A 20,956-nucleotide genomic window follows, 5' to 3' on the forward strand; every position below is an offset into this window, starting at 1 on the left:
TCCGGCAGGAGGGTTCCCGGCTCATGCGTCCGGCGTGTCGAGGCCGGTGAGCTCGGCCGACAGTGTCCAGAGCCGGGCGGCCTCGGTACCGTCGGCGGCGTCGCCCTCGACAATCCGGCGATCCGTGTAACAGTCGCCACCGGCACCGTCGAGCTGGCGCGAGGTCGCGGCCCAGACCTGGGTTGCCGCGCCTTGCTCGACACTCCTGAAGAGACCGGGTCTGGCGGTACCGTCGGTGTCGATCCAACCGGCGGCGACCATCTCGTCGAGCTCAAGGTGTCGTTGTAGCGGAGTGAGGATCCAGCCGGGATTGACCGAGAATGCCTGGACGCCGTGCCCCCGACCGAGTACGTCGAGATGACGCGCGAACAGTATGTTGGCGAGCTTCGACTGCGCGTAGGCTTCCCACTTGTCGTACCCGCGCTCGAAGTGCACGTCGTCCCATCGGATACGCCATGCCGGCGTCCGGCCGGAGGCGACCGAGACGACCCGGGCCGTTGGTGCCTGGGTCAGGGCCGGCCAGAGCAGGTTCGTCAACGCGTAGTGGCCAAGATGGTTGGTCGCGAACTGTGCCTCCCAGCCCGGACCCACCCGCGTTTCGGGACACGCCATGATCCCGGCGTTCGCGATCAGAATGTCGAGGGCGTCGTGCGTGTCGAGGAACCACTGTGCGAAGGCGCGTACCGAGGCGAGGTCCGCGAGGTCGACCGTCACGAGCTCGACGCCGGTCGCGGAGGCCAGCGCCTGCTGTGCCGCGTCGGGCCGGCGGGCTGGAACGACAACTCGTGCGCCCGCGTGGGCGAGCGCGCGGGTCGTCGCCAGGCCGATGCCGGAGTACCCCCCGGTCACCACCGCGGTCCTGCCGGTGAGGTCGATTCCGTCGAGGACGTCGGAGGCGGTGAGGGGGGCACCGGAGTTCGGTTGGGTTGCGTTGCCGTTCATGGCGGCGAACGCTAGATGCTAGATCTGGGTCTAGGTCAACAGATAGCCTCTCGCGTCATGACGGAGGCGACGCTGAGCATCGGGCAGGTGGCCGAACGCACCGGTATGAGCGTTCACGCGTTGCGGCTCTACGAACGCCGCGGGCTCCTGGCCAGCGAAATACGGCGCGACGCGGCGGGCCGGCGTCTCTACACCGGCGGGGACGTCGAGTGGTTGACGAACTGCGTGAGGTTCCGGGCGTCCGGGATGTCACTGGAAACCATCGGTCGTCTGGCGGAACTGGTCCGACAGGGCACCGGCAACGAGGCAGAACGGCTGGAGCTACTGCGCGAGCACCAACGAAGAATCAACGAGCAGCTTGACCAGTTGCGGGCCTGCCTTGACATCATCGACGCCAAGGTGTCCGGCTACGAGCGACATCTCGCGTACGGGGTCACCGGAGATCCGTGGCAGTCCCACGTCCCGGCTTGAAGGAACCACACCGGCCACCGGACTTGTCGGGTGCCGCGACGCCGGCATCAGGTCAGGATCTGACCGGAGTCGCTGTGAGGCTTTGCGCCATGAACAATGAAGTCCTACTTCCACCGGAGTCGGTGCCCGGCGGTGGCGCAGTGCTCAACCCGTTCGTGATCGTGGACGACGCGGCCGGTCTCGTCACCTTCGTATCCGAGGTCTTCGGCGCTCCGGAGGACACCGAGGCGAGGACACCGATGCCGGACGGCAAGCTGATCCATGCCCAGCTTTCCCTGGGTACCGTCGATTTGATGATCGCCGACCGGCTCGACGGCTGGCCGCTGCGCCCCGGCCTGCTCCAGGTGTGGGTTCGCGACGTGGCGGCGGCGTTGGAGCGCGCCAACGCTCGTGGCGCCACCACCATCACCGAACCGACCCCGTTCTACGGCGAAACGACCCTCGGCAGGATGTCCGACCCCTGGCAGAACATCTGGTGGCTCTGGGCACCGGCACCGGGTCAACCCGATCCGGCACCAAGCTGGGAAGCCGGCTCGGACGTCATCTTCAGCACGCTGGACGATGCCCTCAAGTCGTTGACCGCCTGAACCGAGCCGTATCCGCCGCACCCGCCGCACTGATCTCGTCACGACCTCGCGTCGAGGTCAGTGCGGCACCCGTTCCGTTCCGCGCGGCGGCAGCAGCATGATAGATCTGGATCGGTTCGGGCGGCGGGACGAGCAACGGGTACGGGGGACGGACTGGTGACCGGAAGCCATGGCATGTATACGCCAGAGTTCTTCGCCGACCCGCACCCGGCGTACGCGCAGCTTCGTGAGCAGGCGCCGGTGCAGCGGCTCCGCAATCCGAACGGGTTGGAGTACTGGCTCGTCACCAGGTATGACGAGGCACGCGCGGCATTCGCCGACGGTCGGCTGTCGAAGGATCCCCGCCGCGCCTGGGACGCGCTGCGGGCGGCCGGGGTGGTCACCGGTGAGCCGGGCGACGCGACCTTCGACCTGCACACCACCGACCCGCCAGAGCACACCAGACTGCGGGCGCTGGTGGGCCGGGCGTTCACGGCGCGACGGGTGGCCGAGCTGCGGGAACGGACCCAGCAGATCGCCGACGACCTGCTCGACGCCGTCGCCGAGCGGCAGACCGCAGACCTGATCGAAGACTACGCGTACCCGTTGTCGCTCACCGTCATCGCCGAGCTGCTCGGGGTACCGTCGATCGATCATGGCCGGTTCCGGACCTGGACCGTCGCGGCGATGCGTCCGCCGTTCGTGACCGACGCCCCGATGTCCCGCGAGGAGGGTCGCCGGCTGCTGCGGGAGTACGTCGTCGAGCTGGTGGCGCGCAAGCGTGCCCAGTCGCGTAGCGGTGATCCGGACGACGTGCTGACCGCGCTGCTCGCGTAGGTAACTTGCACCGGATCACCCCCGCATGCGCGGGGAGCGGTCCTACGCGTAGTGGCCGGCCGAGTCCCAGTCGGGATCACCCCCGCGTGCGCGGGGAGCAGGGCACCGTGACGCACCTCGTCGACCGGTGGCGGGGATCACCCCCGCGTGCGCGGGGAGCAGGGCCGGATTGGCCTCCTACAGCCGACCCCGTACGGATCACCCCCGCGTGGGCGGGGAGCAGAGAACGATCCAGATTGGGGTGCCCAACACCACGGGATCACCCCCGCGTGCGCGGGGAGCAGACTTCCTGACCTGCTGCGCTAAAGATCAACTCCATCATTTTTCTTCACTTTGGTCCGCAGGATCAATCTCCTTGCTTACCGCGCCTCGGCGTGCGGTGTGCGCTGCTGTACCGGCTCCCCAACCTCAGCCTCGCCTGCGCCCCGGACGAGCTGAACCGGCTCCCCTCCCCCGTCGTCCGTGGACTGGCGACCCTGCCCGTACGGGTCAGCTAACGCGGTAACTGGCACATTCGTCGCTACTACCGTCGAGGCCCACGACGTACGTGCAGATCGAGCTGTGAGCGACAGCGACACTATCAGTTCGGCTGTCATCGACCTCCTCGACCGGTGACCTATGTCCACTCTCGCGACAGCTAGGCAACACCTACCGCCAAGGCTACCGTCTGACGACCGACGGTCGACAAAGCGAATCGATCAGTCATCGATTCCGATGCGTCGGCACCGCCCCGGCCGGCAGAACAGAGGAGTTTGCCAAAGGTGCGCGGTCGCTACGCTCACCCAACTGATGCAGGGAGTGCCGTGATATCCGTGCGGCGCTCCGCCGTACGCCCTTGGAAGAGGTGTGGTGAGTCGCGCGGAGCGTTCGGACTACTGGCGTCGGGTACGTCAACGCTGGGACGCCGCCGAGGGCGCCATCAGCACCGAGCGAACCCGGACGGCGACGGTCGACAGGTCACTGATCCGGTCGCTGGCGACCCGGTTCCTCGGCCCCGAGGCAACCATCGTCATCACCGGGGAGCGAGGGGCGGGCAAGACCGAGTTGTACCGAACCCTCACCGGCGCGCTGCCCAGGCGAAGGGTCGGCCGAAGTGACCGCCGAGAGGAACTGCGCGCGGGACTGCGTACCGAGGCGCAGCGGATCCGCTCCACGTTCTTCGTCGTACCCGGACAGGACTCCGACCCGCAGGGCACCTCGTTGGAGGAACTGTTCTCCGGCGATCGCGCGCCTCGGGGTGTCGTCCATCTGGTCACCGGCGGCTACGACTGGGTCTGGGGAACCCGGGAGCGCGCCCTGGTCGAGGAGGGGCTTCTCGCCGAGCAACGCATGCGGGCAGAGGAACTGTCGCGGCTGGATCCCGACCAGCCCGGCGACGCCGACCGGCTCGCCGAGCTGACCTCGTTGCAGGAACACCCGCTGCTCTGGCACCTGCGGCAGAACCAGATGGAAAACGAACTCCGCCGCTTCCAGGAGCTGTGCCGTGACTACCTGCGGCCGGCCTGGACCAGGCCGGCCACCGCCAACCGCCCGATCTGGCTGATCGTCGGCGTGGTCAAGTGCGACCTCTGGTACGACGAACGAGCTGCCGTCCGCGACCACTACCTGCCGGGCGACGCGACCCCCGACACCTCGTTCCGGACCGAGCTGCGGAACCTGGTGAACGAGGTCGGTGCCGCCCGGCTCGCCCAGCTCGCCGTCGTGCCGGTGGCCAGCTATCCGCAGCCGTACGCGCTCACGCCGAGAATCGGTGAACATCGGCCGGCCCTGGGCAAGGAGGAGACCGACAGCTTGGTCAACCACTTCCGGAACCTGGTGGGAGAGTTCTGTGGCACCCCAAAGCACTGACCAGGAGGTGCCGGTGACCACCGGCGCCGAATTCGAGGAGGCGCTGGCCCAGGCCGAGGTCCTGCTTCGGCAGGCAGACGCCGCCCGCCAGGCGATCGGGCGCTACCGGACAATGAGCGTTCTCGGTTGGGGGGCGGCCGGGGCGGTTGTCGCGACGCTGCTCGCCCTCACCCCGGATCTGGCACTGCTGCTGCCTGCCACGGCGCTGATGACGGCAGCGAGCGCGACGCTGACCTGGGCGATCGGCAAGTGGGGCATCAACCCGCTGCGCGACGTCGTACGGCGCGACGAGCGCTGCGCGGCTGCGACGGTGAGCCTGCTGCGGGAGATGTTGCCGTTCGTGGCGCGAGAAGAGCAATGGACGCTGTTCCGTACCGAGCGCGCCAAGCTGCGCTTCGGGCGGTTCCCGATCCGGGGCGGGAGGGCCTGAGTGTCCGAGCGCAGCGTCTGGCCTTACCTCCGCAACCTCACCACGATCCTGAGCCTGGCCAACGTCGTCTCCGCGTACGCCGAGAAGACGGTCAGCGGCACCAGGAGCATCACCGCGATACTCGACGACCCGACCGTCCGGACCCGGTTCTGGATAACCGCCGTACTCCTCGGCCTCACCGGGCTGCTCGCCCTGGTCTATCTGGTACGCAGCACCGGGGACATGGCCGGCGACCTGGGTGACGGCGTGATTCGACAGCGGATCATCGCGCTCGCGTTCGGCGCCGGCCAGGTGCTGCTCGCCATCGGGCTGGCGACGCTGCTGATGCTCGTACCCTGAAAGCGGTCGGCCTCCCGGCCGGCGCCGAGAGAGTCGGTCAGGTGATTCCGCCGACGTTGTCGACGCGCGGCGACGCGACGTGAGCGCCCCGCCGCCGCACCGCCGCCGCCGCACCGTCACCGAGCAGAGCCGAACCACGCTTGCGGGTCAGGCGTTCGGCGTGGTGCGAACGTCATGCTCGCGCAGCGCTTCCAGAGCGGTCAGCGCGCGGCGTTGCTCGTCGTGGTCCTGGGTGTCGGTGGCGATGGCCAGTGCGGCCCGGTGCGCAGCAAGCGCTTCCGGGCGCCGTCCGAGGGCGCACAGGGCCTCGCCTATACCGTTGCGCGCACTGGCCTCGCCGTAGCGGTGGCCGGTCTCCTGGAAGATGCGTACCGCTGTGTCGAGGTCGTCCAGGGCGGCGTCAGGGGTGCCCAGCCGCAGCTTCAACTGTGCGAGGTTCGTTCGGACCACCGCCTCGCCGTTGCGGTGCCCGGCGGACTCGAAAAGCGGCAACGCCTCGGTCAGCCGCTCGCCGGCACGGGTGTACTCACCCAGTGTCAGGAGCACGTCGCCCAGGTTCGACAGGGCGGCGGCCTGCCCGGTCGGCTCGGCCAGATCGTGGAAGATCGCGTACGCCTGCTCGAACGCGTCCGCCGCGCGCTTCGGCTCGTCCTGTCCGCTGTACGCGTTGCCCAGATTGACCAGGACACCCGCCTCACCGCGACGGTCGCGGCAGCGGCGGTACAGGGTGAGTGCCTCCTGGTGGTCGCGGATCGACCCGGTGTGGTCGCCGAGCCGCTCGGCGACGATCCCGGACGCCGACAGCGCCCGCGCCTGACCGTGCACGTCGCCGGTCCGGCGGTGTCCGGACAGCGCCTCACGCAGGTGGGCGGCGGCCACGTCGTAGTGGCCGAGCAGCCGGTGAATCTCCCCGATATGGGTGCACAGGTGCGCCACGGCGGCGTCGTCACCGAGGTCGCGCGCGGCCGTCAGGGCGAACGCGTGGACCGTGAGCCCGTTTCGGTACCTGCCGCCCTCGAAGTGGCGTTGCAGGTTCACGGCGATCCCGATGGCCTGTCGCGGCCATCCGTTGCGCGCCGCGTGGGCGCACAACGCGCTGAGGTTTGCCTGCTCGCGGTCCAGCCACCCCACTGCGGCGGCGTCCGACAGGTCCGGGGCGGATGGCGTCCGGGCCGTGGACGGCTCGGGAAGGTAACCGTGCCAGGTCGGGTACAGCACCGCGCGGGCCCGGCAGACGCCGCCGAAGTAGTGGTCGAGCAGGCGTTCGGTTGCCGCCGCGCGGGCCGCCGGCACATCGAGTTCCCGGGACAGTTCCTCGGCGTACGCGCGCATCAGGTCGTGCATCCGGAATCGTCCGGCCCGACGCTGCTCGACGAGGTGACTGCGGGCGAGCACCGCGAGCGCCCGGTCCGCCGCTCGGTCGTCCAGCTCACACAGCGCGGCCACCGTCGCGCCGTCGAACTCGGGACCCGGGTGCAGCGCGAGCCGGCGAAACGCGAGCGCCGCCACGCCGTCCACGTGGTGCAGCGACCAGGAAAGCACCTCACGGACGGCGGCGTTGCTGTCGCCGCCGGCATCGAGAAGCTCCAGTCGCGCGTGCCGATCGGCCAGTTTTCCGACGATGCTGGCCAGGCTCTCCGCCGGCCACGAGGCGGCGAGCTCGGCGGCGACGCGCAGCGCCAGCGGCAGGCACTCGCACTGCTCGACGAGAGTGCTGGCGCTGTCGGGATCGTCGGCGACCCGGCCGCCGATCAGCCTCCCCAGCAACGCGATCGCGTCGGAGGTCGGCAGCGGCGCCAGCTCGACGCGGCTCGCGCCGTCCAACGCGACCAGCCCGCCGAGGCGGTCGCGGCTGGTCACCACCACCATGCTCGGCCCGCTGCCCGGCAGCAGCGGTCGGATCTGGTCGGCGTTCGCGGCATTGTCGAGCAGGATGAGAAGGCGGCGACCCGCCGACTCGGTGCGGAACAGCGCCGCCCGTCCGGCCGTGTCGACGGGCAGTTCGGCCTCGGCCCGGCCCAACGCCACGCACAGGTACCCCAGCGCGTCCAGTGCGGACAGCGGTGTTCCCGTCCCGTAGCCGCGCAGGTCCAGATAGAGCTGACCGTCGGGGAACCGGTCCCGGGCCCGATGTGCCCACCGCAGCGCGAACGCCGTCTTGCCGACGCCGGCCGCGCCGCAGACCACCACGGTCACCGGGCGGTTTCCCGGCTCTCCCGCACCGGCCAGCAGCCGGTCGAGGTGGTCGAGTTCGGCGCCGCGCCCCACGAAGGCGGATACCTCGGCGGGCAACTGCCGTGGTATCCCTCTCCCGCTCTGCGCCAACTCCGTCGGCGGCCGTTCCTGATGCGGTGGCGGCAGGGGTGGGTCGGGTTCGGCGCGCAGCAGCTCGCTCAGCGCGGCGGCGAGTTCGGGGCCGGGTGTGACGCCCAGTTCCTCGGCGAGGTGCTGCCGTGTCCGGTGGTACACAGCGAGGGCCCGATCGCGCTGGCCCATCGACCGGTAGACGCGGACGAGCCGGGCCTGGGCGGACTCGTCGAGGGGGTTCTCCGCAGCGTCGGCCACCGCCGCACTCACGACCCGGGCGCCACCGCCGGTGCTGACCATCGCGTCGACGTACCGGGCCAACGCACGCCGTCGGTCCAGTCCGACACCGAGCACCCAGCGGTGCTGGGCCAGCGCCGGAACGTCGGCCAACGCCGGACCGCGCCACAGCCCGAGCGCGTCGCCGAGCAGCGTGGCCGCCTCCGCCTGATGTCGGCTCTGCTCGGCCCGGTCGGCAGCCGCGACCAGGTCCCGGAAGTGTGTCAGGTCGACGCTGGCATCGTCGGTGACGAGTCGGTACCCGTCACCGACCGTCCAGATGCGCCGGCCGGGCGAGCGCGCGACCCGGGTCGGCTCCAGCAGCCGCCGCAGGTGCATGACGTGCGCCTGCACCACGTTGGCGGACGAGCTCGGCGGGGCGTCACCCCACAACGCGTCGACCAGTTCGGCACGGGTGACCGGGCGCCCGCCGGCCAGCACCAGGAGCCCCAGGACAGCACGTCGGCCGGGTGGACCGAGCGGAATCTCGTCGGTGCCGTGCCAGACCCGGACCTGTCCGAGGACTTGCAGCACCAGCACCAGCACCTCCGATGCGCGACATGCGGAGCCTAGTGTCGCGTGATCAATCGGTGCAAGTAAACGTCATCGATCTTTCTGTCATCGATCGGAACCGAATCGTCAGTCGGTACCAACTGAATGTTCAGTCGTGACCAGTGGCCGTTCAGAGCGCCTATCTACCGTCCGGCACACCTGCAAAAAGATCAGGAGGTAAGGATGGAGAAGATACGGGGACAGTTTCACCGGCGACGGGTGGCCGCCGGGCTGGTGCTGTCCGTCACCGCGGCCGGTTCCATGGTGGTCGTCGGGCCGTCGCCGGCTGCGGCGCAGCGACCTGCGGCCTCGGCCGTCACGGTCACGGAGAAGCCCGCGAAGGAGGTGCCGGTCGACCCGGCCGCGCTGCTCAAGGGACTGGTGTTCGGGGTCGGGCCGGCCGCCGAGAGGTATCCGGACCTGGCCCTGACCTCGGTACCGGCGACGCCGGAGAACATCGCGGCCATCGACCGGCTGCTGGCCGACGGAGAGAAGGTCGAGCCCGGATTCGTCGACCGGTTCGCCGCCGCGATGCGCAGCGGTGACCACGTCGAAATCCAGCTCGGCCTCGAGGACGCGGGCGACGTGATCGCCCGGGTCGTCGAGGTCGAGGCCCGCGCGCAGATGCAGGACGGCACCGGTACCGGCCAATGCGCCGCGATCACCCTCGCCGTCAACATTCAGACCGCCGTGAACATCACGACGGCTATCGCGGTCCTGATCATCAACTGGATTGCAGTGATCAACATTCAGTACATGATGATGTCCCCGCCAGTCGACAGTTCCGAGGTCCGCACGCTGCCCGTCGAGAAGTGGGTCGACGCGGTCGCCCGCACCCTGTGACCCCGACGGTACGGGTCGGGACGCGCGGAAGCCGTGCCGACCCGTACCGCCTCCAGCATTCCGGAAGGACGACGACATGACACAACCGGACGCGACCCCGGGCACGCGGCGGCTCGGCGCCGTGGCACTCGCGCTGCTGGTGGCGGGCGCGGCGCTGGCCGGCTTCGTGGTGCACGCGCAACTGCCGGCCAACGCGGTCTCGCTGCCGTTCGAGGAGTCCGCCCGCACGCCGGTACGGCAGATCCTGCCGCAGGGCTGGGCGATGTTCACCCGCAACCCACGCGAGCAGGACGTGCTGGCATTCGTGCGCAGCACGGACGGAGGCTGGCACAGCGCCCTGCGCGGGCCGCACTCCCAGCCGCACAACGCCTTCGGGTTCAACCGCGCCTCCCGTACCCAGGGAGTCGAGATCGCCACCATGACCACCCGGCTCACGGCGGAACAGTGGCAGGAGTGCCGACGTGGGATACCGGCCTGTATCGAGCGGGCCGTGCCCGTTCCGATGGACAACCCCAGTCTCGACCCGACATTGTGCGGTGACGTGGGCTTCGCCGGCCAGGTACCGGTGCCGTGGGCATGGAGCGGGTCGGACCGCACGATCAGCATGCCGGCGCAGGTGGTGCGGCTGGTGGTCACGTGCTGACCCGGCTCGGTGCCGCAGCCCTGCGGTGGACGGAGCACGCGCCCTGGACCAACGTGTACGGCCTCGCGCGCACCCTGCTCGCCCTCGGCACGATGGGAACGTTGGTGTTCAGCCAGCCGAGTGCGTTGTTCGCTCCGGTGGCCGGGATGCCGAACGCCCCTTACTGCGACGGGTTGGGGCAGATCAGCCTGTTCTGCGTGGCACCCGACCAACCGGGTGTCGCCCGGTACGTCGCCATCGCGCTGCTCGCCGTCGTCGCGTCCGGCTGGCGGCCACGGTTCACCGCACTGCCGCACTGGTGGGTGTCGTTCAGCGTGCCCGCGTCGGTCAGCATTCCGGACGGTGGTGACCACGTCACCCAGGTACTCGCGCTGCTGCTGCTGCCGGTGGCGCTCACCGACCGGCGCCGCTGGCACTGGGCCGCGCCGCCCGAGGGCACGCGGCGCAGGGAGACGACGCTGCTGGCCGTCGCCGCGCTGGTGCTGATCCGCGTCCAGGTCGCCGGCATCTACCTGCACGCCAGCGTGGCCAAACTCGGCGTCACCGAATGGCGGGACGGAACGGCCCTCTACTACTGGCTCGTCGATCCGATGTTCGGCGCTCCGCTGTGGATCCGAGATCCGCTGATCGGCGTCCTGAGCCACGGAACGGCGGTCGCCGCACTGACGTGGGGCTCGATGGCACTGGAGTTCGCGCTCGTGTTCGGCCTGTTCGCGCCCCGCCACCGGTGGCCGCTGCTGCTGGCCGGTGGGGTGGCGCTGCACCTGGGCATCGCCGTCCTGATGGGACTGTGGAGCTTCGGACTGGCGATGTTCGCGGCGCTGGTGCTCTACCTGCGTCCGGTCGACCTGCCGTTTCCGATGCCGGAACGGGTACGCGCGGCAGCACTTGCCGTTGCCGGGCGGATCAGGCGGGCGACCCCGTCGCGCATCAGCGCGGTGCTGCCGGTCCGGGCGGTGACTCGTCGGCCGTGACGCGGAAAGTCGACAGGGCGTTGGTGTGTGACCGGTCCGAGGGAGGGCGCCGCGCCGCTTTCCCTCGGCGTCTACCCTGATCGCGAATCGCGCGAATCGCGCGGTGAGCGACGGCGGCGCTGTCAGTTCGGCCATCGTCGACCTCCCGGCCGGTGATCTGTGCCCGCTCCCGTGACAGACAGGCAACACCGACCGTCAGGGGCAGGTCTCACGTCCACTGGTAGCCACGGCAACAACTTCGCCGCTGCGACTACAGGCAACTCCGGCGCCCGACCACTGGTCAGGTCCTGCACCGCCGCCTGACATCCGCCGACCAGCCGACTATTGTGCCGGGACTCGGCGGGACGCCGCCCGGCTCGGACGAAACACGGAGACATTCGAGCCGGGTGTAACTGGCGACTTGCGTGGCGAGCAGGGCTCGTACATCGCAGACAAGCAGAGGGACGGGGGCACCTCGCGTGCGCGGGGGCAGTGCATGTCCGCCTCCAGCGCCGTCCGGGCGGCCGGATCACCCCCGCGTGCGCGGGGAGCAGAAGGACAACGACGGCCGCCGGCTCTACCCGGCGGGATCGCCCCCGCGTGCGCGGGGAGCAGTGCCGTGGTGAATGCCGGCAAGTCTGCCTGGAGGGATCACCCGCGCGCGGGGAGCAATCGCGGCCCTCCCGGGCGCCGTCCGGCCAGCCCGGATCACCCCGGCGTGCGCGGGGAGCAGCGGGCCAAGTCGGTACCGCACGGCAGCACCCCGCGATCGCGTGCGCGGAGAGCAGCTGAGCAGCGGCGCGTACCCGGACGGCAGCTTCGGATCACCCCCACGTGCGCGGGGAGCAGATCGGCCTGTTGGCCGTGAAGGAGGAAGAGATGGGATCACCCCGCGTGCGCGGGGAGCAGGTCCGGCTCAAGGGGCGGGAGGTCACGATCTGCGAATCACCCCCGCGTGCGCGGGGAGCAGGGATCGACGTGGTTCTAGAGTAATGAAGAATGTGGATCACCCCCGCGTGCGCGGGGAGCAGGCTTCTCGCGTGAAGCCAAGCGCGTTGCCCAGAGGATCACCCCCGCGTGCGCGGGGAGCAGTGTTTCTGGTTGCTGTGAATGCTCACTTTGGCTGGATCACCCCCGCGTGCGCGGGGAGCAGACTTCTTGACCTGGGGCGCTAAAGATCATCTGCGCCATTTTTCTTCACTTTGGTCCGCAAGATCATCCTCCTGGAACCACGCCCGAGCGTGTGGTGTGGCTAGCTTGAAGCCTGAATTCAGCGTACAGGGACCTGGGCGGTGCCCAGCGACTGAATCTCCGGGCACAGCAAGCTGTCAGCGTTCGTACGGACTGGCACGGGACATTTCAGTCGGGCGCCAGCCGGTTACCCACATCCGACGGTCGGAGGTGGATCGCCGGCTTCGTACACAAAGGGTGCGATAGCTCGGATCGGCGATTCACGCGACATCGTCAGAGCACAAAGAACCTACGAGGACAGTTGCCCGTGCCTCGTGAGAGCGACGAACCCGCGCCACGGTTGAGGGTTGAACGTCAGGACTGGCCCCTGCGGGTCCTTGCTGTCGCGTACGAGGACGCGGCCGGGGAGGTTGTCGGCTACCTCGACGCAGGTCCCGCTGTCGCTACGCGTTGACTTACGCCAGTTCGGGGCGGTGCTCACGTCCATTTCTCAGCCGTCCTCATGATCAAGTCTAGGCTCTGGTTACCGGGTAGAGCGTAGTCCCGGATGGCCTCCCAGGCGCCTTCAAGGTCCATCGTGGCATCCGGACTCTCTACGACACGGCCCTTGAGATGCCCCTCCAGGAAGCCGACCGAGCGGCCGTCCACGGTCGCGATCGCCAGCGGGCCGTCGAGCCCGGCGTATGCCCCAGCGTCGAACGGGACGACCTGCACCCGCACATTGGGGTGATCGCACGCCGCCACCAGGGCCTTCAACTGATCGCGCATGACCGCCGCGTCGCCCACCCTGCGGTGCAGGACTCCTTCGTCGACGACTGCAACCAACTGGCAGGGATCAGGCCGACGATGCAAGATCTCCTGCCGACCGAACCGCGTCGCGAGTATGCCTTCCACGGAATCCGCTTGAACACGATAGCCGGCCAGCACGGCCCGTGCATACGCCTCGGTTTGCAGAATCCCCGGTATGAGAAGCGGCTGGTAGACCCTGAGCAGGCTCGCCCGGCCCTCGTACTCGATGAAGGGCCGGTACCAGATCGGGGCATGTTCGCCCTTCACGAACATCCGGTAGAACTTCATGAACGCAGTGCCGAAGGCGCGGTCGACGGCGCCCAGGTAGTCCGGGAGTGCCGGTCGTTCGCCGCGTTCAACTGCGCCGACATGCTTAGCAGAGAAGTGGATTCGCTCGCCCCACGCGTCCTGGGTCAGCCCGATCAGCTCGCGCGTCCGACGAAGGTCCTCTACCAGATATTGACTCGCAGACATAGGTTTTCACGTCCCCCAAATCACTTCGGCTTTCATGGTCATGACGAATGGCGTGCCGACGGGTTACCCACGCCCGACCAGCATCTTCCGACCAAACGGGGCCACAGTCCAGGGTGGAATTAAGGCACTCGCCCGCCCCCGTGACCTTCTCATCCGGGTGGGTGCCCACGGCGGCGGTGTCAATGGTCGGAGCCTGGCGCCGCCCCCGTCCCATTTCCCGGACGGAAGGCATCGATCATGAAGCTCTGGCGCAGAATCAAGCCCTATCACCGCCGCGACTGGCGCCGATTCTGGCGCTACTGCCGATGCGGTTACCGGTGGCGCTGTCCGGACTCGGTCGAGCTGGTGCCGATGCCCTATCAACCACCGCCGCCACCGCCACTCTCCCGAGCGAACTACCGGGCTGCCCTCCGCGCGGCACCTGCCGACCCAACCCGAACAGCCACGCCGTCCCGTCGCCCGCGGCCGACCAACCGCCGCGACCCCTGGCTCGCGCCCATCCACGCCCACCACACCAACAGCCGTACCGCCGACCTCACCTCAGCACGACAGCACCGAGGCCAACCCACCACCACTACCGCCTGGGCGTGACAGGTGATCGGGCCGCAGGAGCGCTGGTACCGGGCCGTACGCCGGAATGCTCGCCGCTCCCCCGCCGGCCGGCACAGCCCGGCACGGACGTACCAGTGTCAGACCTGCCACGACCCGTGGCCGTGCGCGGCGGCCCGCCTTGCCCTCCTCATCGGGTTCAAGGGTGATCGGGCGGGTCTGATGATGTACCTCGCCGCCCACCTCACCCGCGCGCTGCAAGCGCTGCCCGACACCCACCCCGCACTGATAACCGGTCAACTGCTCTACTGGGTGCCCCGGCGACGCTGAGACCCGCCTCGTCACCCGCCGGCCCGCCCTGGACCCAGGTCCCCGGTCCGGGGCGGGCTGCGTGCAAGGTACATCGGCCCAGCCTGGGCGCCATACCTCCGATGTATCCGCTCGATCACCCCCGGCAGTCCCGCCCATACAAGGTTCAAAAAGATCGTGGCCAGGGATTGACGGATGCAAGACATCCAATGTTAACTGCAAATCACAGACATGAGTCGATGGTTACCCGGAGGTCAGCGGACCCCTGGGTGGCTCACCGACTCGGTCCGTCTCGACGTCGCTCCCCGTTTTCGGCGGATGGGGAGCTGCACCGGCCTCCGGGGCGCGAGACGCAAGCCATTGGACGATCTAGAAGGGGATCGTGTCGATGAAGGTGAGTACGCCGATCCGCGTCATGCTCGCCGCCCTGCTCACCGGTGGTCTCGTTGCCACCGGACCGGCCGCACCGGCCGCAGCGGCGCCCACGGACGCCGCGTTCAATCAGAGCACCGGCACCTTGAACGTCAACTACGCCAACTACATGTCGAAGCACGACATCGTCTACAACCGGCCGAACACCAACCCGATCCACGGGCTGACCGTCGGCAACGGCAAGACCGGGGCGATGGTCTGGAACCAGAACGGCCTGTCGATGCAGGTCTCCAACGTCGACCTGGCGCAGCAGTCGACCTACGCGGCCGGCAACGTCAACCTGTTCAGCAACCCGCAGATGGACACCGGCTACACCACGTTCCAGCAGCGGCTATCGCTCTACGACGGCACCCTGACCACCAAGTATGACAACAACCGCACCGTCACCATCATGGGCTCGCCCAACTCCGAGGTGATGGGGATCAACGTCCAGGACACCCGGTCCGGCGTGACCAGTGTCGGGCTCGACCTGAGCCTCTGGGACCTGAACAGCGTCCAGAACATCGCGGACGTACCGAACCTGACGACCTGGCGTACCGCGAGCACGTTCGCGGACTCGACCGGCGTCGGGATCAGCCGGGGCCAGGCCGACCCGAACAACTTCGGCTACACCCTGGCGGCCACCGTCGAAGGCGCGAGCTACACGTCGCAGACGGTCAACGGCACCCGGGTACGCCTGAACATCACCCCGACCAGCAACTACACCATCTGGTTCACCGCCGCCTCCCGGATCAACTCCCCCGGGCTCAACTCGGTGCAGCAGGCGAAGAACCAGCTCGCGGCGGTGAAGGCGACCGGCTACGCCACCACGCTCAACAACTACCGCAACTGGTGGCACAACTTCTGGGCCAAGTCGTTCGTGCAGTACTCGAACTCCGGCGGGGACGCCGACTACCTGGAGAACGTCTACTACCTGGCCACCTACATGATCGCGGCCGGTGGGTTCGGCAACTACCCACTCCACTTCATCAACGGGGTGTTCCGGGCCACCCAGGACAACTCGAAGTGGAGCAACGGCTACTGGTACTGGAACCAGCGCGACGTCTACAACTCGTTCCTGGCCAGCAACCACGTCGACCTGATATCCGGCTTCAACCGGCTCTACAGTCGCAACCTCTCCGCACTCAAGTCCTACACCACCACCCGCTACGGCAGTGACGGGCTCTGGGTGCCGGAGACGATGGGCTGGGACGGCAACGCCCGGGGCACCATCAACAGCGACTACGTCAACGACCTCTACTCCACCGGCACCGAGGCCGCCTACAACATGTACCTGCAATACCGGTACACGAACGACGAGAACTACCTGCGGAACACTGCATACCCGTACATGCGGGAGGCGGTGAAGTTCTACGAGGACATCCTGAGCCGGGACTCCTCCGGCCGCTACTACATGGCGAACTCGAACGCCCACGAAACCTACTGGGACGTCCGGAACGCGATCACCGATCTCGCCGCCGTCCGGCTGCTCTTCCCGCTGACGATCCAGGTCAGCACGCAGCTCGGGCTGGACTCCGGACTCCGCGCCAACTGGCAGAACATCGTGAACAACCTGGCGCCATACCAGATCTCGAACGGGGCGTACCTGCCGCACGACCCGCCGTCGTCGCCGACCCGTAACGGCGAGAACGTGGCGTTGGAGCTGGTCTGGCCGTACGACCTGACCGGGATCGGTTACCCGGACTACCAGACCGCGGTGAACACCTTCAACGTCCGGCCGCACCCGTACGGCAACGTCTGGGCCAACGACCACGTGCACGCCGCCCGGCTGGGCCTCGGCAACCAGGCGTTCCAGGGCATGAAGACGATGCTCCAGAAGTACCAGAACTACCCGAACGGGATGACCAACAACACCAACGGCGTCTTCGAGTACCTCGGCATCCACCTGGCGGCGATGAACGAGTCGCTGATGCAGTCGTACAACGACAAGATCCGGGTGTTCCCGGCGGTGCCGACCGACTCCAGTTTCGTCGGCAAGTTCACCCTGCTGGCCAAGGACGGCTTCCTGGTCAGCTCGGAGCGGGAGGCCGGCGAGATCAAGTACGTCGGGCTGCGCAGCCTGCACGGCAAGCAGGCCCGGGTGGTGAACCCGTGGGGCAACCAGGAGGTACGCGTCCGGCGTACCTCGGACAACGCGATCCTGACGACCAGCACGGCCGGCGAGATCACCTTTGGCACGGCGGCGAACACCAACTACGTGGTGGAGCGGACCGGCAAGCCGCTCTCGAACTACTCGGCCACCACGTTGACCGGCAGCGCCAACCAGGGCGCGAAGTCGCTCTCCGGTACCGCCTCCACGCTCGGCCTCGGCGGCGGCTCCGGCAACCCGGGCGGCGGCGACCTGGTCAACAACACGATGCTGACCTACGACGCCAACTGGCACCTGACCAACGCCCGAGGGTACGGCGACTACAACGACGACACCCACCACAGCAACACCGTCAACGCCGCCGCGTCGTACACCTTCACCGGGACCGGCGTCGAATACCTGTCGGAACGGTTCAGCGACATGGGCAACGTCGACGTCTACCTGGACAACGTGTTCCAGGCCAACGTCAACCTGAACGCCTCCGGCGCCCGCCAGGTGCAGCAGGTCGTCTGGCGGCGGACCGGGCTGACCAACGGTCAGCACACGATCCGGATCGTCAACAAGACCACCTCGGTCGGCATGATCGACGCGCTCCGGATCCTGACCGGCGGCACCCAGCCGACCGGCGCGGTGGCGCTGCGCGCCCAGGCCAACGGCCAGTACGTCAGCGCCAGCAACGCGGGCGCCGGCAACCTGATCGCCAACGCCGCCGCCGTCGGGTCGTGGGAGCAGTTCGACCAGGTCGACCTCGGCAGCGGCAACATCGGGTTACGCGCCCGGGTGAACAACCAGTTCGTCTGCGCGGCCGACGCCGGGGCCAGCCCGCTGATCGCGAACCGGCCGTCGACCGGCCCCTGGGAGACGTTCGCCCTGATCCGCAACTCGGACGGCTCGGTCAGCCTGCGGGCCAGCGTGAACAGCAAGTACGTCGTCGCCGAGAACGGCGGCGCGGCGGCCCTGATCGCCAACCGGGATTCGATCGGCCCCTGGGAGAAGTTCGACCTGGTTCCCGCCTGAGCACCCCCCGGCCGGCGGGTTCCGCCGACGACTCGCCGGCCGGGCCGGGTCACCCCACCGCACCACCTCGACCCCGAGCCGGGGCATCGGCGGCCCTGGCTCGGTCCGCACCCGCCCGACCCGGCTGACGCGTACCCGATCGGGGGCTGCCGCCCCGGGCCACGCGCCCTGCCGACCAGGCCGGGCCCACCGTTCCCACCCCACACCGCCGGAGCGAATGATGAACCGAAGAACCCCACCGCGTCGTACCATCGCCGGCGTCGTGCTGGCCACGGTCGCGGCGCTGCTGCCGCCGCTGGTCGCGGTCAGCGTCGCCGCCCCGCCCGCGACGGCGGCACCGCCGCCGACCACCCAGTTCGAGAAGGTCAAGCTCGACGGCGGGCTCTCCATGGGCGAGCCGATCGAGCTTTCCGTGCTGCCGGACGGCAAGGTGCTCTACATCAACCGGGGCACCAGCTCCGGCGGCGGCCAGGTCCGGCTCTACAACCCGGCCACCGGCTCGACCACCGTCGCGCTGACGTTGCAGCTCGACGCCCGGTTCGAGGACGGGCTGATCGGGATCACCCTGCACCCGCGCTTCGCCACCAACCGCTGGGTGTACCTGTTCTATTCGCCGGTCGCGAACCCGCTGGTCAACCGGATCTCCCGGTTCACCTTCAACACCAGCACCCTGCAACTGGGCAGTGAGACCAGGCTGATCGAGTGGCCCACCGAGCGGCGGCTCTGCTGTCACTCGGCCGGCTCGATGACCTGGGACAGCGCCGAGAACCTCTACTTCGCGGTCGGCGACAACACCAACTCCGGCGGCGACTCCGCCGGGATGGCGCCGATCGACGAGCGGTCCGGCCGCGACCCGCAGTACGACGCGCAGCGGACCTCGGGCAACACCAACGACCTGCGCGGGAAGATCAACCGGATTCATCCGGAGGACAACGGGACCTACACGATCCCGTCCGGCAACCTCTTCGCGCCGGGTACGGCGCAGACCCGGCCCGAGATCTACATCATGGGGGTACGGAACCCGTACCGGATCTGGGTCGACAAGAAGACCTCGAACACCCTGTACTGGGGCGAGGTCGGGCCGGATGCGGGTGCCACCATCGCCAACCGGGGGCCGGCGGCGTACGACGAGTACAACCGGGCCACCGCGCCGGGCAACCACGGCTGGCCGTACTGCGGTGGGCCGAACGTCGCCTACAACGACTGGAACTTCGCCACCAACCAGCCGCGCGGCTGGTTCCCGTGTGGCGGCAGCACCGGCCCCGTCAACAACTCGCCGAACAACACCGGGCAGCAGCAGTTGCCGGCGACCCGGGGCGCGCTGGTCTGGGAGCAGCACGGCGGCAGCCGGGAGTGGCCGGCGCTGGACAACCCGGGCGGCTGCGGCTCGCCGAACCACGCCGAGGTCTACCACTACGACCCGAACCTCAACTCCGAGGTGAAGTGGCCGGCGTACTACGACAACAAGCTGATCATCACCGAGTACTGCCGCAACTGGATCAAGGAGGTCCAGTTCGACAACGGCAACCCGCGTACCGGCAACCCGACCATCATCGAGCCGGTCCTCGCCGGGATGCAGTTCGTGCACCCGATCGACATGGAGTTCGGCCCCGACGGCTCGCTCTACCTGCTGGAGTACGGCAACGGCTACTTCTCCGGTGACGTCGCCGCCGGCCTCTACAAAATCAACTACGTCGCCGGTGGCCGCTCCCCGACCGCCGTCGCCACCGCCAACCGGGACAACGGGCTCGCCCCGCTCCAGGTCAGCTTCTCCAGCGCCGGCAGCTCCGACCCGGACGGCAACCCGCTGACGTACGCCTGGGACTTCGACAGCAACGGCACCGTCGACTCGACGGCCGCGAACCCGACGTACACCTACACCACAAACGGTGACAAGCGGGCCCGGCTGACCGTGAACGACGGTACCGGCCGGTCCGGCACCACGCAGATCGCCATCGTGGTCGGCAACAACCGGCCGACGGTCACCCTGGACGGGCTGCCGAACGGCGGCATGATCTCGTGGAACGAGAACATCACCTCCACCGGTACCGCCACCGACCCGCAGGACGGCACCGTGCCCTGCGCCAACGTGGTGATCCGGGCCGCGCTCGGGCACCAGGAGCACGCGCACGAGGAGGGCCAGGGCACCGGCTGCGGCTTCACCGTCAACACCGGACCGGTGCACGCCGGCCCGGACTCGGTGCTCTTCTTCGTGCTCCGGTCCAGCTACACCGACCGGGGCGCCACCGGCGCGGTCCCGCTGACCGGCGAGAAGGAGATCACCCTCTGGCCGAAGCAGTGGCAGGCCGAGCACTACGTCTCGCTCAACGGCCCGCAGGTGATCAACGCCGCCGGCGCCGAGGGCGGCCGGCGGCTCGGTGACATCCAGACCGGCGAGTACGTCCGGCACCACGCGGTGAGCCTGAAGGGCATCACCGGGGTACGGGCCCGGGTCTCGTCGGACAAGGCCGGCAACGTCGTCTCCTTCCGGTACGACTCGCCGACCGGCCCCGAGGTCGCTCGGGTGACCGTGCCGAACACCGGCGGCTGGGACAACTACACCGAGGTCACCGCCCCGGTCACCAAGCCGGACGACGGTACCCACGACCTCTACGTCGTCTTCACCGGCGGCAGCGGCGGCGCCCTGCTCGACCTGGACAGCTACACCTTCACCGGCGCCGGGGTCAGCACCCCGGTCGGCGGCGGCGGTACGCGTACCGGGGCGATCCGGGGCATGAACAAGTGCGTCGACGTCAACGCCGGTGGCACCGCCGACGGTACCCGGGTCCAGATGTGGGACTGCATCGCCGGCTCGGCCAACCAGACGTGGACGCTGCCCGGCGACGGCACGATCCGGGCGCTCGGCAAGTGCCTGGACGTGGCGGCCAGCGGCACCACCAACGGCACCCTGGTGCAGCTCTGGACCTGCAACAGCAGCGGGGCGCAGCAGTGGGTGGCCGGTGCCAACGGCAGTCTACGCAACCCGCAGTCGAACCGCTGCCTGGACATCCCCGCCTCCAACCCGAGCAACGGCCGGCAGTTGCAGATCTACGACTGCAACGCCTCTGGGGCGCAGAACTGGACCCTGCCCTGATTTCG

17 protein-coding genes are annotated in these 20,956 nt (G+C 68.8%); 13 read left to right on the forward strand and 4 right to left on the reverse strand.

The window, feature by feature from the left end; all coding sequences use genetic code 11:
- Positions 1 to 21: 21 nt before the first annotated feature.
- A complete protein-coding gene (locus tag Pen02_RS35495) occupies positions 22 to 942 on the reverse strand; it encodes an SDR family NAD(P)-dependent oxidoreductase (protein ID WP_203870565.1) in 921 nt (306 codons plus the stop codon).
- Positions 943 to 999: 57 nt separating this feature from the next.
- Between Pen02_RS35495 and Pen02_RS35500 the strand changes: the two genes are divergently transcribed.
- The 7 genes from Pen02_RS35500 (at position 1,000) to Pen02_RS35525 (ending at position 5,433) form a co-directional block, all read left to right on the forward strand.
- The gene (locus tag Pen02_RS35500; RefSeq protein ID WP_203870566.1) at positions 1,000 to 1,413 is read left to right on the forward strand and encodes a MerR family transcriptional regulator; all 414 of its coding nucleotides are present in this window, start codon (positions 1,000 to 1,002) and stop codon (positions 1,411 to 1,413) included.
- Between the two features lie 89 nt (positions 1,414 to 1,502).
- A complete protein-coding gene (locus Pen02_RS35505; RefSeq protein ID WP_203870567.1) occupies positions 1,503 to 2,000 on the forward strand; it encodes a VOC family protein in 498 nt (165 codons plus the stop codon).
- 174 nt (positions 2,001 to 2,174) lie between these two features.
- Positions 2,175 to 2,816, forward strand: a complete 642-nt coding sequence (locus Pen02_RS35510) for a cytochrome P450 family protein (RefSeq protein WP_203870568.1) — start codon at positions 2,175 to 2,177, stop codon at positions 2,814 to 2,816.
- A 374-nt stretch (positions 2,817 to 3,190) separates the two neighbouring features.
- On the forward strand, positions 3,191 to 3,313 hold the full coding sequence (locus Pen02_RS42245) for a cytochrome P450 (protein ID WP_239141831.1): 123 nt from the start codon (positions 3,191 to 3,193) through the stop codon (positions 3,311 to 3,313).
- 352 nt (positions 3,314 to 3,665) lie between these two features.
- A complete protein-coding gene (locus Pen02_RS35515) occupies positions 3,666 to 4,664 on the forward strand; it encodes a hypothetical protein (protein WP_203870569.1) in 999 nt (332 codons plus the stop codon).
- A gap of 13 nt (positions 4,665 to 4,677) precedes the next feature.
- Complete coding sequence (locus Pen02_RS35520; RefSeq protein WP_203870570.1) at positions 4,678 to 5,094, forward strand: hypothetical protein; 417 nt, start codon at positions 4,678 to 4,680, stop codon at positions 5,092 to 5,094.
- On the forward strand, positions 5,095 to 5,433 hold the full coding sequence (locus Pen02_RS35525; RefSeq protein ID WP_203870571.1) for a hypothetical protein: 339 nt from the start codon (positions 5,095 to 5,097) through the stop codon (positions 5,431 to 5,433).
- A 147-nt stretch (positions 5,434 to 5,580) separates the two neighbouring features.
- Here the strand turns inward: Pen02_RS35525 and Pen02_RS35530 are convergent, their stop codons facing one another.
- Positions 5,581 to 8,556: an AfsR/SARP family transcriptional regulator gene (locus tag Pen02_RS35530; protein WP_203870572.1), complete on the reverse strand. Its 2,976-nt coding sequence runs from the start codon at positions 8,554 to 8,556 to the stop codon at positions 5,581 to 5,583.
- Between the two features lie 195 nt (positions 8,557 to 8,751).
- Here Pen02_RS35530 and Pen02_RS35535 point away from each other — a divergent pair, with 195 nt between their 5' ends.
- The 3 genes from Pen02_RS35535 (at position 8,752) to Pen02_RS35545 (ending at position 11,028) form a co-directional block, all read left to right on the forward strand.
- Positions 8,752 to 9,411, forward strand: a complete 660-nt coding sequence (locus tag Pen02_RS35535; protein ID WP_203870573.1) for a sporulation delaying protein family toxin — start codon at positions 8,752 to 8,754, stop codon at positions 9,409 to 9,411.
- 76 nt (positions 9,412 to 9,487) lie between these two features.
- Positions 9,488 to 10,054, forward strand: a complete 567-nt coding sequence (locus Pen02_RS35540) for an SdpA family antimicrobial peptide system protein (RefSeq protein ID WP_203870574.1) — start codon at positions 9,488 to 9,490, stop codon at positions 10,052 to 10,054.
- Entirely contained in the window at positions 10,048 to 11,028 is a 981-nt protein-coding gene (locus tag Pen02_RS35545; RefSeq protein ID WP_203870575.1) for a sporulation-delaying protein SdpB family protein, read from the forward strand. Before Pen02_RS35540 ends, Pen02_RS35545 begins: the two co-directional genes overlap by 7 nt.
- Before the next feature lie 1,459 nt (positions 11,029 to 12,487).
- Here the strand turns inward: Pen02_RS35545 and Pen02_RS35550 are convergent.
- Positions 12,488 to 12,685: a DUF397 domain-containing protein gene (locus Pen02_RS35550; RefSeq protein ID WP_203870576.1), complete on the reverse strand. Its 198-nt coding sequence runs from the start codon at positions 12,683 to 12,685 to the stop codon at positions 12,488 to 12,490.
- A complete protein-coding gene (locus Pen02_RS35555; RefSeq protein ID WP_203870577.1) occupies positions 12,676 to 13,461 on the reverse strand; it encodes a helix-turn-helix domain-containing protein in 786 nt (261 codons plus the stop codon). The genes Pen02_RS35550 and Pen02_RS35555 overlap by 10 nt, the downstream gene beginning before the upstream one ends.
- A 594-nt stretch (positions 13,462 to 14,055) precedes the next feature.
- Here Pen02_RS35555 and Pen02_RS35560 point away from each other — a divergent pair.
- The 3 genes from Pen02_RS35560 (at position 14,056) to Pen02_RS35570 (ending at position 20,951) form a co-directional block, all read left to right on the forward strand.
- Positions 14,056 to 14,340, forward strand: coding sequence for a flavin reductase (locus Pen02_RS35560; protein WP_203870578.1), 285 nt, complete (start codon positions 14,056 to 14,058; stop codon positions 14,338 to 14,340).
- Between the two features lie 367 nt (positions 14,341 to 14,707).
- The gene (locus tag Pen02_RS35565; RefSeq protein WP_239141833.1) at positions 14,708 to 17,857 is read left to right on the forward strand and encodes a glycosyl hydrolase family 95 catalytic domain-containing protein; all 3,150 of its coding nucleotides are present in this window, start codon (positions 14,708 to 14,710) and stop codon (positions 17,855 to 17,857) included.
- A gap of 220 nt (positions 17,858 to 18,077) precedes the next feature.
- Positions 18,078 to 20,951 (forward strand): ricin-type beta-trefoil lectin domain protein, encoded by a 2,874-nt coding sequence (locus tag Pen02_RS35570; protein ID WP_203870579.1) that lies wholly within the window; start codon positions 18,078 to 18,080, stop codon positions 20,949 to 20,951.
- Positions 20,952 to 20,956: the final 5 nt, after the last annotated feature.

Origin of the sequence: Plantactinospora endophytica (assembly GCF_016862915.1) — a bacterium.
In the GTDB taxonomy this organism is placed as follows: Bacteria; Actinomycetota; Actinomycetes; order Mycobacteriales; family Micromonosporaceae; genus Plantactinospora; species Plantactinospora endophytica.